The sequence below is a fragment of the Chryseobacterium panacisoli genome, from assembly GCF_008274625.1.
Taxonomy (GTDB): Bacteria; Bacteroidota; Bacteroidia; order Flavobacteriales; family Weeksellaceae; genus Chryseobacterium; species Chryseobacterium panacisoli.
This window is the reverse complement of sequence record NZ_VTRU01000004.1, coordinates 250,437-262,707: the sequence shown is the minus strand read 5'-3', so window position 1 is coordinate 262,707 and position 12,271 is coordinate 250,437. Positions and strand designations below refer to the sequence as shown.

General features: G+C 35.6%; 12 protein-coding genes. 11 read left to right on the top strand and 1 reads right to left on the bottom strand.

Annotated features, from left to right (window positions below):
* Nucleotides 1-111: 111 nt before the first annotated feature.
* From FW781_RS16815 to FW781_RS16765, 11 genes are all read left to right on the top strand, one after another.
* Nucleotides 112-597, top strand: coding sequence for a ribonuclease H-like YkuK family protein (locus FW781_RS16815; RefSeq protein WP_149388483.1), 486 nt, complete (start codon nt 112-114; stop codon nt 595-597).
* Between the two features lie 121 nt (nt 598-718).
* Complete coding sequence (locus tag FW781_RS16810) at nt 719-1,495, top strand: ATP-grasp domain-containing protein (protein WP_149388482.1); 777 nt, start codon at nt 719-721, stop codon at nt 1,493-1,495.
* Between the two features lie 17 nt (nt 1,496-1,512).
* Nucleotides 1,513-1,878 carry a cyclic-phosphate processing receiver domain-containing protein gene (locus FW781_RS16805; RefSeq protein WP_149388481.1) on the top strand — a complete coding sequence of 122 codons (366 nt, stop codon included), beginning with the start codon at nt 1,513-1,515 and terminating at the stop codon, nt 1,876-1,878.
* A 12-nt stretch (nt 1,879-1,890) separates the two neighbouring features.
* The gene (locus tag FW781_RS16800) at nt 1,891-2,907 is read left to right on the top strand and encodes an RNA ligase, Rnl2 family (protein ID WP_149388480.1); all 1,017 of its coding nucleotides are present in this window, start codon (nt 1,891-1,893) and stop codon (nt 2,905-2,907) included.
* A 193-nt stretch (nt 2,908-3,100) separates the two neighbouring features.
* The gene (locus FW781_RS16795; protein WP_149388479.1) at nt 3,101-4,045 is read left to right on the top strand and encodes an MBL fold metallo-hydrolase; all 945 of its coding nucleotides are present in this window, start codon (nt 3,101-3,103) and stop codon (nt 4,043-4,045) included.
* Between the two features lie 177 nt (nt 4,046-4,222).
* Complete coding sequence (locus tag FW781_RS16790; protein WP_149388478.1) at nt 4,223-4,786, top strand: metallophosphoesterase family protein; 564 nt, start codon at nt 4,223-4,225, stop codon at nt 4,784-4,786.
* A 114-nt stretch (nt 4,787-4,900) separates the two neighbouring features.
* Nucleotides 4,901-5,443, top strand: a complete 543-nt coding sequence (locus tag FW781_RS16785; protein WP_172625749.1) for a 3'-5' exonuclease — start codon at nt 4,901-4,903, stop codon at nt 5,441-5,443.
* Nucleotides 5,444-5,545: 102 nt separating this feature from the next.
* Nucleotides 5,546-6,097: a 3'-5' exonuclease gene (locus tag FW781_RS16780; RefSeq protein WP_149388476.1), complete on the top strand. Its 552-nt coding sequence runs from the start codon at nt 5,546-5,548 to the stop codon at nt 6,095-6,097.
* Nucleotides 6,098-6,549: 452 nt separating this feature from the next.
* Nucleotides 6,550-7,287 carry a hypothetical protein gene (locus tag FW781_RS16775; RefSeq protein ID WP_149388475.1) on the top strand — a complete coding sequence of 246 codons (738 nt, stop codon included), beginning with the start codon at nt 6,550-6,552 and terminating at the stop codon, nt 7,285-7,287.
* 94 nt (nt 7,288-7,381) lie between these two features.
* The gene (locus FW781_RS16770; protein WP_149388474.1) at nt 7,382-10,078 is read left to right on the top strand and encodes a DUF6493 family protein; all 2,697 of its coding nucleotides are present in this window, start codon (nt 7,382-7,384) and stop codon (nt 10,076-10,078) included.
* Between the two features lie 3 nt (nt 10,079-10,081).
* Nucleotides 10,082-11,425: an SWIM zinc finger family protein gene (locus tag FW781_RS16765; protein WP_149388473.1), complete on the top strand. Its 1,344-nt coding sequence runs from the start codon at nt 10,082-10,084 to the stop codon at nt 11,423-11,425.
* Between the two features lie 142 nt (nt 11,426-11,567).
* Here the strand turns inward: FW781_RS16765 and FW781_RS16760 are convergent, their stop codons facing one another.
* Nucleotides 11,568-12,020, bottom strand: a complete 453-nt coding sequence (locus tag FW781_RS16760; RefSeq protein WP_149388472.1) for a VOC family protein — start codon at nt 12,018-12,020, stop codon at nt 11,568-11,570.
* Nucleotides 12,021-12,271 lie beyond the last annotated feature (251 nt).

Below are 12,271 nucleotides of genomic sequence, written 5' to 3'. Positions count from 1 at the left end.
CAATAGTGAATTTTGCTTTGCAAATGAATTTAAAAAAATTGACAGTAAAATGAATTGATGATTCACAATTCACAAATTAATTTAAAACAAAATTTAAAACATGTAGAAAAAATGGAAACGCAACAACAAACATGGCAGAATATGAACGGAAAATTTTTCCACAACTCTATCACACAGCTGGTAGAAGAAGCCATCATTCGCGAACAGGCAAACGGACACCGTCTGAAAGTATGTGTGGGATCAGACTCTCATGTATACGGAGATGCCATCAGTTATGCTACGGCAGTAGTATTTATTCGTGAAGGAAAAGGAGCGTTTACCTTTATCAGAAAAGAAAGAGAAATACAGAGTATCAGTATCAAAGAGCGAATGCTGAATGAGGTCAACAAATCCGTAGAAATTGCATACGCTATCTGCTCTGTGTTGGATACTTATGGTGTGGAAATGGAGGTACACGCAGACATTAATACAGATCCCGATTTTAAATCCAATGTCGCATTGAAAGATGCCATGGGATATATTCTGGGAATGGGATATGTGTTTAAAGCAAAACCTTTTGCCTTCGCAAGTTCCAATTGTGCTGATATGATGGTGTAATAAAGCTGGAAGCAGGATGATTGTAGCAGGAAGTTTAATAGTATGAATATTAACTTTCCGCATCTGGCTTCCAACTTTTATCCAAAAAAATAAATAAAAGAACCTTAAAAAATTAGAAATCATGTATTTTTTAATTCAGGCTAATGTGTATTTAGATCCGGATCATTATAGAATTTTTGATGCACTGGAAGAGTTGAATATTGAGTATGATGTAATTAATATCACGCCAACTGCAAAGAAAATAGACTTTGATACAGAGAGAAAAGATGTTTTTGTATACGGTTCGGTAACTATTGCAAGATTGGCGAAACAAAATACAGACTGGTTTCCCGGTTCTTTTTATGGAGGTAATCACCTATATGAGGTGTATTCCAAATATTATGGTGAAAATCTCCTTAATTATAATGTTACTGTTCATAAAATTTATGAGCAGCTGAATTGGAAAAAAAATGAGATGAAATTCATTAAACCTTACAATGAAGCGAAGATTTTTACAGGGAAAGTATTCTCAGAAACAGAATGGAAAGATTTTGTATTTGAAGCACTGGAAAGTCAAACTAATAGAATTACAGCAGATTCTTTGATACAGGTTTCCGAGGCAAAGCGGACGATAAAAGAAGCAAGACTTTGGATTGTTGGCGGACAGATTATCGATGGAGGCTATTATAAATTTAATGATAATGCTCCTTTTGAAGAAAAAGTCTCAGAAGATGGGCTCACTTTCGCTGATGATATGATTGGGCTTTTTAATCTTGAAGAAGCTTTTGTTATGGATATCTGCTTAACGGATGAAGGCTGGAAAATAGTTGAAATAAATTGTATCAACAGTTCAGGATTTTATCCAAACACCAATGTAAAAAGTGTTATAAAAGCTTTGAATATTTATTTTTCAAATTAAAAAATAAAACAAAGGAAATGACAAAAAGATTATTATTTCTGGATGATATAAGATATCCTATTGAGGCGTATCATTATACAAAACAGGATATTTTCCTCAGAAATGACTGGCATATCGTTCGGAATTACGAACAGTTTGTCAACAGGATTTTGGAGAAAGGACTTCCGGAAATGATTTCTTTTGACCATGATCTGGCAGATGAACACTATTTGGATCAGGATTCTCAGGAATTTGTTGAAAAAACAGGATATGACTGTGCCAAATGGCTGATAGAATATTGTATGGACAATTATTTGGATCTTCCGAAATTCTATTGTCATTCTATGAACCCTGTAGGAAAGGAAAATATTCTTAGCCTTTTAAAAAATTTTAAGAACGATTAAAACTAAAACAAAATGATTTTCAAAACATATAACTCTATAGAAAATGCTTACCAGGCCCGCGTGATCGAACAGATCAGGATGCAGGGTTTTGGGGATGAGGTTTTCATTGTACAGGAAAAAGTTCACGGAGCTAATTTCTCTTTCTTTACCGAAGGAAAGGAAATTAAAATTGCGAAGAGAACTGCTTTCATCGAAAAAGATGAGAAATTTTTCAATGCCCATCAGATTTTGGAATGCTACAGAAAAAATGTAATAGAAGTGTTTCAAAAAGTGAAAACTATTTACCCGGATGTAGAAACTGTAGTGATCTACGGTGAATTGTTCGGTGGTGGCTACAAACATAATGAAGTGAAGCCTGTAAAACACGCTGTGATGGTACAAAAAGGTATTGAATATGCCCCTCATAACGAATTTTACGCTTTCGATATTAAACTGAATGGAATTACCTATTTGGATACAGACGTTGTCAATCAGATTTTTGAGAAGACAGGATTTTTCTATGCTAAAATTTTGTTTCAGGGAACTCTGGAAGATGCTTTGAAATTCCCCAATGTTTTCAATTCAAAAATTCCGGCTTGGCTGGGATTACCAGAATTGGAGAACAATATGTGTGAAGGTACTATCGTAAAAACTTTGAAAACCAAATACTTTGGAAACGGTGCAAGAATCATTCTGAAAAATAAGAATGAAAAATGGGTCGAAAAATCCAAAATGGTAAGAAAAGAAGGTAAAACGATTAAGAAAGAGATTCATTTCAGTGAAAAAGCTCAGGAGATCTGGGAAGAAATCCAAAAATATGCTACAGTCAACAGATTGAATAATGTTGTCAGCAAAATTGGCGAATTTGAGCCTAAAATGATAGGTAAGGTGATTGGTCTTTTTTCACAGGATATTTTAGAGGATTTCCAGAAAGACTTCCCGGCAGCTTTTATAAGTATTGAAAAAGAAGAGCACAAAAGGATCAACAAAAAGTTGAATTCTTTAGTAATTGATTTTATAAAAGAAGAGTTCATGACTCTTAAAGTGTAGTTTCGGTATTTTTTACCGAAACTTTTTTATGTATAAACTTAACCGTAAAAATCAGATAAGTATTAAAAAACTTTTATTTTCATTAAGCAGCTAGTTTGTCATTCCGATAGGATAAAAATGAAAATAGAGTTTAGATTCTTTCATAATGACAGGTGTTATGAATATTTTTTATGGTTCAAAAAAAGAAAAAACTATGTTACAGGCAGAAATAAAAAGTCTTTTAAAAGAAGACATCAGCATATTGATCAAAGTCCCTAACTCAGGAAAGCATTATTTGTTTGATTGTGGTGAAGCAAGTTTATTGACGGTGAAAGAAGTACAGTCAACATCAGCTGTATTCATCAGTCATACTCATATTGATCACTTTTCAAATTTTGACGGGATTTTCAGACATCAGATCGGAAGCGGAGAAAAAGTAGTGATTTGTGGACCTAAAAATATTCATCAGCAGGTTGAAGCAAGGTTGAAATCTTACACCTGGAATCTAATTGATGAAAAGGCAATTGCTTATGAAATCCGTGAGATTGTTTCAAAAGAAGAAATTAATATCTACACTCTTCGTCCGCCATATTGGAACCTGGAACTAATCAATACTCAAAATTTCCTTTTTGAAGACGAATATGTAAACGTTGATTTTGCTATTCTTGATCACAAAACAGAGTCCATCGCTTATCTGTTTAAAGAAAAAGATTCGGTAAGCTTTAACGAAAATATTTCCGGTTTTAGAAAAGGAAAGTGGATCAGTGAATTGAAGACCGCTTTTGAAAACAATACTGCGGATAAGGAACTCGAAATTGAAGAAACTGTTTACAAAGCAGGAGATCTGTTTCATCTCTTGACCCGTAATGCAGGTTACAAACTGGGTGTCATTATGGATCATGCAGCAGAAGAAAATAATTACGAAAAAATAAGAACCATATTTGGAGGTGCAGATCTTGTGTATATTGAAAGCTTTTATAAAGATACAGATCAGGAATTTGCAAAGATCAATTACCACAGTTTTGCTTCTGCATCAGGAAAAATAATGAATGAATGCCAGGTGAAAGAAGCAGTCCCGATTCACTTTTCAAGAAGATATACGGAGAGTGACCAGGAAGAAATAGAAACTGCTTTTTATAAAGCATTTCGTAAGAACTAATTAAAAATATTTATTAAACAAAAGCTATAAAATCCACAATTATTTATATGTGTAGTTGTCATTCTGACGAAGGAAGAATCTCTTTCAAAATGAATATAGATTATTCATTTGTCCGCAGACTTTCAGTCTGTATTCAGAATGAAAGTGGAAATTTTGTAGTTAAAAACAATTAAAAAAATGAAACCCAATATATTTTTTACAGCGGATCATCATTTTGGTCATGAAAATATTATAAAATTTTCAGAAAGACCTTTTGAATCGCTGGACCATATGAATGAAGAACTCATCAAAAGATGGAATGAGAAAATTGAACCTGGTGATACGGTCTACCATTTAGGAGATATGAGCCTTGGGAAACCGGATTTTACAAAAGAGATTTTAGACAGGTTAAATGGTAATATCCATCTTATCAAAGGCAATCACGAAGGCGCTGCTCTCACATATCCCAAGCGGTTTGCTTCCATCAGAGATTATCACGAACTGAAAATTGATGAGGCAGATAACAGCAACGGAAAACAGAAAATTATCCTTTTCCACTACGCCATGCGTACATGGAACGGCTCGCACCGCGGTGTCTGGCAGTTATACGGTCATTCACACGGGACATTGCCGGATGATGAGATGGCGCTCAGCTTTGACGTAGGAGTAGACTGCCACGATTTTTACCCGGTTTCCTACGAGGAAGTCAAAGAATTGATGAAAAGGAAAAAATGGACACCTCCATTTGCTCCAAGAAATTAATTACAAGTAATAAGTAATGATTTGATGGAAGGAAAAATGAAAATAATATTTCATTGTGCATTGAACAGACTTCATCATACATTTTACTTTTTACATCGCATATTTTACAATAACATGAAAACAACCAATGAGATCATAATTATTGATCTGGAAGCTACATGCTGGGAAAACGACAGAATTCCCATAGGGCAGAAAGTCGATATTATAGAAATAGGAATTTGCAAATTGGACTTAACATCAAAAGCAATTTCCCAAAAACAAAGCATTTATGTAATTCCTGAAAGATCAGAAATCAACAGATTCTGCACAAAACTGACCGGAATTACTCCTCAACTGATAGAAGAAAAAGGAATTTATTTTGAAGAAGCCTGCGAAATGATCAGGAACGAATACCGTTCTACACCTCTTACTTGGGCCGGATATGGAAACTTCGACGGAGAGCAGATCATAGAACAGTGTGAATGGCTTGGAATAAAAAATCCTTTTTCAGAAAACTATATGAATGTGATGCATGAATTCAAAAGACATTTCAGGCTGCACAAACAATTAGGGCTTAAAAGAGCCTTGAGCTACCTGAATATGGACTTTGAAGGCACTCATCACAGTGGAGCAGATGATGCTTACAATACAGCCAGAATTTTAAGTAAGATTCTGTAAATAATTAAGATGGAAGACTGAAGCTGGGGGCTGGAAGTAAATTGCATGCCGTAAAACTTCCCACATTCATCTTCCATCCTTTAACAATTAAATTTTAAACAAGTGAAAACAACAGAAAATGTATTAATAGTAGACCTCGAAGCAACATGTTGGGAAAGCCACCCGCCAAGAGGTCAGGAAAGCGAGATCATTGAAATCGGGGTATGCATTATGAACGCAAAGACCGGGAAGATCTCCAAAAATGAGGGGATTTTAATAAAACCCCAATACTCAAAAGTAAGTCCGTTCTGTACAGAGCTTACTACTCTTACCCAAAATATGCTGGATAATGAAGGAATCATGCTGGATGATGCATTCGATATCCTGAGAGCAGAATATGATTCAGAAGACCTGACGTGGGCCAGCTATGGAAACTATGATCTGAATATGCTGCAGAACCAGGCAAGAAGGTTCTACACAGATTATCCTATGAGTGATGACCATATCAATGTGAAAACATTATTCGGACAAACTCACCCTACCATCAGAAAAAGCGTTGGGATGAACAGGGCTTTGGGAGAATTGGGACTTACACTGGAAGGCACCCACCACAGAGGAGTGGATGATGCCAAAAACATTGCAAAGATTCTGCATTGGTGCCTTAAGAATTATTAAATAAAATCTGAAGTTATAACAGATCAATTTAAAAATGAAGACTGTCTCATACTTTGAGACGGTCTTTTTTATTTTGTAAGGATATAAAATTTAATGAATTACAATCCGGATTTTTATATTTTAAATAAAATTAACGTATCTATATAATAGAATGGTTTTAACATAAGGGATCACAAATTCTAAAATTAAGACACTAAATAATGTGTAAATGTCAAAGTAGAGAGTATTTAGCTACTTTTTTACTAATATATCTTTAAACAGGGAATTGTTTTTATGCTGTCTAAATGATGGTGCCAGTTCTTTTATTAACTTAATATTTTGTTAAAAAATTCACTTTAATGGGATAATTTACTGTCTGTCAGTCAAATTTTTTTATTTTAGCTGATAAGAATGAATTTATGCTTGTTGATGGTGTTTTTGAGGTGAAAAATTTAAACTATAAAATAGAGGAAATGATTCCTTTTCTTAAAAAGCTTACACCAAAAGATAAAAAAGAAGTTGTTGCTCTTTTAAAAAAATATAATAATAAAAAACTGAGCCACAATACAATTTCTGTATGGGCTTCTTTGTTTTGCTGCAAAGCGGGAAATGAGTACAAAGACAAATCCGGATATGTTATAATACCGGCTTATTTTGTCGACGAATTCTTTGAAAATCACCTTCCTGAAAATACTTCTTTTTTGAACAATCTATTCAATTCTTATCATAGTGTTTATCATAATGGCCTGATCAAAATTTTATATGAGAAAGTTTGTTTTTCAGATTCTTTTTTTTCAATGAAAAGCAATGAAATTTTATCAGGTGCTGTATATCAATATAATACCGAGGAAGAAATTTCACTTCCTGATGTTTGGATGAAGCTGGATTTATCTTCGCTGCAGGAGCCTTATTTATTCCTCTTTTTGGAGCTGTTTAATAAATACGAAACACTCTCTGGTACGGCTTTTGAAGCCTTATTAAACAAGATGGTTTCGGATGATTTTAAGAAACAGAGATTAGAAATATCAATCGGTAAAAAGGTCAGTTTTGAATGGACAAAAGTAAAGAGATTTACAGAAAGGTTTTTAAAACTTATCAACCTGATTAACAATTGCAATATCGCTTTCAGAAAACTGCTGATCCCCATTCTTTCAGCTGTTGAAAAATCAGTTTTTAATGTTAAAAAGCCCCCTGAGCTTTGTTATGGCTGATATAGCAGAACCAGGCCAAGACAATGATCGGACTGCCAGAAGAATGGAAAAAATGAATAACCTGAAACAAATTTATACATCAAATTAGAAGCGCATGAAAGAAAGACTTTATGAGATCCTTAATGAGGAAAAAATACATGAGATTATCCCCTTTCTAAAAGAGCTTAGTATTGAAGAAAGGAAAACGCTGGTGCCCTCTATAAAGAAAATGGACAGGGAAATCAGTAAAATTGTAATGACTAAAAACTCCTACCACACGGCAGGATCTGTAAGCCAACATTCCATTATTGATATTGCTTCATTTGTCTGCATGGACAAAAAGAATTTCGGTAAAAACTACTGGAGTCTTTTCCGTAACGCAGAACAGACCGAGCAGATTCTGGAGTGGGGCTGCCCGGAATGGTTTTCAGACTTTATCAATGAATCTGTAGAAGCTGAATTTACGGCGTTTAACTATAAAGATATTTTAGGATGGACAGAAAAAGGCTATGTACAGCCCAAACCGGAATTGCTGGGACATCATCTGAGCAATTATCCGGCTGAACTAGACCGTCATCCCGAAACCCTTAATACACACTTTTGGTATTTATGTGAATATCCTTCCAAATCTTTACCCTTCCGTAAAGAATGGTTCCCTATTGTTCAGAAGCTGATCACAGAAAAAAAGATTGAAAGAAAAAGATTTTTGAAAGAATGTCTTCTGGCTTCCAACAGAAATTTTAATAAAAATGTTACAGGCTGGTTTATGGATGCATTTACATCCTTAAAACCAACTGAAGAAGAACTTTCTGAGCTGCAGGATGAATTGCTTGCAGGGCTGGCTTCCTCACAGTCAAAAGCTGTGAATACCATATTATCACATTTGAAAAAAATTGTTGGAGTTCCCGATTTTAAAAATGATGAATTTTCCCATTACCTTCCGAATCTATTGAGTTCGGAAGTAAAAACAGTGGTTGTTTCCAGTCTGGTGCTGACCGAAAAAATATTCCAGAGAAAGAAAATTGATCCTGAAATGTTGGGAATGGCTTTAAGTACAGCATTTGTAAGCAAAGATGATGGCGTACAGTCAAAAGCGGCGAAAATCATCCTTAAATATATTCCGGCTTCAGAAAATATCATAGAAGCTCTTTCACATTATTCAGATAATATACTGACTAATGTACGCCCTCTTCTGATAAAATATATTGAAGAAACACAACCGGAGCTTGAGACAATAGCTTCGAAAAAACTATCCCTGACCACAGAGGAAAATGCTGTGACAGTACTTCAGAACTTTGAAGATCTGATGTTTTATCTTCCTCTGGCCATAGATGATCCATACAGCCAGCATTGTGATATTGCTTTGGCCGGATTTATCCGTTTTGCCGGCGATGTAAATGCTGAGTCTGTGAAATTAATAGAACCGGTATTTTTGAAAGCCTGTAAAACAATTGCGAAATGGGAAGTTCCTTATCTGAATGTTTTACTGTGCAATGCTATTATCAATTATGGCTTGGATTTACTGGAGAAATATCCGATTCAGCTTAAAAACCTGGAAAAGATTTACCATAAGACTCAAGAAGAGGAGGCGGCAAGAGAATCTTATTCCAATTATCAGAAAAAATTGGGACCGATTGAAAATGTGGGAGCAGATTGTCCTGCCAGAATCGCGTTTAAAGAGCTTGCTATTTATGCTTATGAAAAAATAAAATCAGGAGATAAGCTCCCGTTATTATTCCCGGTTACTCATGCTCCATGCTGGATTTCCCCTGTTGTACTGGTGGAAAGGTTGGAGAGCTATCAGAATAACAATATTGTACCCCATCATCTGGATATTCAGCTGGCATTGCAGCGTTGTGCCTTAGACAATACTTCGGAAGCTATCATAGAAGCTGAAAAAAGATTAAAAGGAGAATATAAAGAATTGTTACTTTTCTTTTTTGGCAAAAATGCCAAGCCGGAAGGAAAATTTGAACACCCTTCATGGTGGATGACTGCGGGGATTACCCGTTCACCGGAAACTGTGTTTGAAGAATTCAGCAGTTTTGGATATGATGATATTCCTGTAGAATTCTTTTCAGGGGTCTACAAATGGAAAACCATCGATAATAAGAAAAACTCATATTATCCTGTAGAGCTGAAGATTGTTCTTCCCAAATATCATCTTGTAAAAAGGAAAGACCCTTTATTCATGGAATATTTCATTGCCGAACAGAAAGAACTTACCGAAATACCTGCTTTGATGCTGTGCTTTCCAAATACTCCGGCAAATGCTTTGGCAAAAGTAATCAAGCACTGCCTTTTCTTTTCAGGAATTGCCGAAGTTTATGAAAGAAGCCTGGTTTTGAATACAGCAAATGCGCTTTATCAGATCAAAAAACCTTTGGACGAAATCGGATATCTGTTCTTAGGAACTATTTTCCTGGACAGTGATAAAACCATTCGTGGTACAGCAGCTGAAATTTGGCTGGAACACGTTTCTTCCCAAACGATGGATAATGCATGGTTAGGAAGAGTAATCGGTCTGCATGAAAAATTGGAATGGGCACCTGTTAAAAGATTGACAGACCTTATGCAGCATCACATGCTGAATGTAAGTAAGAATCATAATATTGCCCTGGAAGAATTGATTTCCAATGTATTGCTTCAAATGGAAACACCCGTTACCAATCTGAAAAAGATTCTGGAGATCTACCATGAAGTATTGGCCTTAAATCATTCAGAAGCCAATAGAGAGATAATCGGGAAACTGGATAGCTGGAAAGAAAACTCGAGTCTGAAAAAAATCTGCAGTCTTCTTTTGAAAAGATAGATTATGGAGGGTACACTTATTTACAACTATTCGGGAGTATCCTCTTTAGTAAGGAAAGATGCGCTTGAAGAACTTTTTCTCGCTAAATACAGCGAGGTACATAAAAATACCGATGTACCATGTTTTTTCTGGGGAAATGTCGGGCAGCCTTTTATTTTAGCACGCTGCCTGATTACACTTTCTAATATTGTGAAATCCAGCTTTAACCTGTCTCCGTTTCAGATGGCGCTTCTCAAAGATCCGATAGTAACAGCCGGAAATCAAAGATTACGCTTTGAAGGTTTTTCTCACTGTGCAGGAGTCTACGCAAGAGTTGACATACTGCCTGATGGTTTGGAAGGAGAATTCCTGGAAAATGGAACTACGAATGTCGATTTTAACCAGTCTATGATAACTGCCCTGGGAAGTATCCGTCCGAATGAAAAAATTATGCTTTCTGTAGGTGATAAAGAAGTGGGTCTGTATAAAGAAGAAGAAAAAGTAATAGAAAGAAAAGTCCCTTTGCCGGTAAAATGGATCAAAGGATTGGGAACGGTTCAGATATATTTGTCGGAATCCGAAAAACGTTATACTTTCAATAAAATTCAGACCCAGCAATTGTTCCGCGGGATGCCGAAAGGAGTTGTAAAGTCCGATTATTATCTGATTGTGAGAGGAAATAAACCTATTTTTTCTCCGGTAAAATCTGCGGATGCGGTTTGTATAGGCGGGCTTCACAGGCTTCGTCTTTTAGAACCTCTGCTTCCTTATATTGATTCTCTGCAGGTTTTTTCACATGCTGATATGCAGTCTACAACCTGGCAGCTTTATATGGGACTTATCAGATTCAGTTTTTCTTTGTCAAGAGAAAGCTGGAGAGGTTTCTCAGGAGAAGGAGCTGTTCTGGAAAGCCTGATTTCTGAGGTTTCTGATGAGTGGATTGATGCTTTGGATAAGTATGCTTATGCCAATCAATCTTTTAATCCGGATAGATTTGCTTTGGAAGAGAATATCAGTTTTGACAGAGCTGAAAATATTACCGGAAGACTTGCTGCAATGGGATTACTTGGCTATGATCTTGATGATCATGAATTTTTCTACCGCCGGCTTCCTTTTAAACTGAGTCGTATTATCGGCCTCAATCCCCGTATAAAAAATGCCGAAAAGCTGATAGAAGGTGGAAAAGTAGAAATTTTAAATGGCAACAAAGAAAGAACAGAAGCCAGAGTAGAAGGAACAGGTGTACATCATACGGTAATCATTGAAGAAGAAAAAGAACGCTGTACCTGCGAATGGTTTAGTAAATATCAGGGAGAAAGAGGTCCCTGTAAACACATGTTGGCAGTAAAGAAACTGGTAAACGGTTAAAATCTATTCCTGTCTGATTTTATTATTTTGGACAGTGGCAGGGACGCAAAAAATTTGTTAAATAAGGATTCAATTCTGATTCCCTTAGATTTTTGATTTCTTACGCCTCTGCATTATATCAGCATCTAACAGAATATTTATATTAATTTTTTACCTGGTTCATCCATTCCTCATAGCTAAGTACCCCCAATTCCGGTTTACTTTCTCCTTCAAGAATAGAGATAAATTCAAGCTGGTTTCCATCCGGATCATTGAAATAAATAGCCAGTGCCGGCATCCATGCAAATACCATTGGTTCAACACTTCCATTTTTTAAGAAATTGTAGGGCTTTAAATCTTTATTTTCTAAAAACTCTACTGAATAGTTTAAAATATCTTCCTTGCCGCTGGAAAAGGCAAAGTGCCTCGTCTGAAGGTTCTCCTTCTGTTCCCACAAACCCAGCATAAATTCTTTCCCTTCTCCAACCCATAAAAAAGCAATCGGTCTGGTTTCATCTCTGTGAGCCAGTTTCAATCCTAATACTTCTGTATAAAATTGTATCGCATTTTCCAGATTGCTCACCTGAACATGAGTCTCATATATTCCTTTAATCATAACCTGATTTTATTAATAACAAAACTAGAAAACCCTTTCTGAAAAACAGATCAGAGATGATTTCTTTATTGAAAATGAATGATAGAAGGATTTTATAATTAGAGATTAGGTTGTTCGTAAATATCAATATCTGTTTTTCCATATCAATTCAGTAGGGGCGGGCTTTAGCCCGCCTTATAAAATTTTTATTAATCAGGCTTTAGCCGAAATTTAAAATCTGCGCAAACATCTAAATCAGTAAGAATTACTCA

Coding starts and splice junctions, on each gene's coding strand:
- FW781_RS16815 (WP_149388483.1), top strand. CDS start 112: ATGGAAACGCAACAACAAACATGGCAGAATATGAACGGAAAATTTTTC.
- FW781_RS16810 (WP_149388482.1), top strand. CDS start 719: ATGTATTTTTTAATTCAGGCTAATGTGTATTTAGATCCGGATCATTAT.
- FW781_RS16805 (WP_149388481.1), top strand. CDS start 1,513: ATGACAAAAAGATTATTATTTCTGGATGATATAAGATATCCTATTGAG.
- FW781_RS16800 (WP_149388480.1), top strand. CDS start 1,891: ATGATTTTCAAAACATATAACTCTATAGAAAATGCTTACCAGGCCCGC.
- FW781_RS16795 (WP_149388479.1), top strand. CDS start 3,101: ATGTTACAGGCAGAAATAAAAAGTCTTTTAAAAGAAGACATCAGCATA.
- FW781_RS16790 (WP_149388478.1), top strand. CDS start 4,223: ATGAAACCCAATATATTTTTTACAGCGGATCATCATTTTGGTCATGAA.
- FW781_RS16785 (WP_172625749.1), top strand. CDS start 4,901: ATGAAAACAACCAATGAGATCATAATTATTGATCTGGAAGCTACATGC.
- FW781_RS16775 (WP_149388475.1), top strand. CDS start 6,550: ATGATTCCTTTTCTTAAAAAGCTTACACCAAAAGATAAAAAAGAAGTT.
- FW781_RS16770 (WP_149388474.1), top strand. CDS start 7,382: ATGAAAGAAAGACTTTATGAGATCCTTAATGAGGAAAAAATACATGAG.
- FW781_RS16765 (WP_149388473.1), top strand. CDS start 10,082: ATGGAGGGTACACTTATTTACAACTATTCGGGAGTATCCTCTTTAGTA.
- FW781_RS16760 (WP_149388472.1), bottom strand. CDS start 12,020: ATGATTAAAGGAATATATGAGACTCATGTTCAGGTGAGCAATCTGGAA.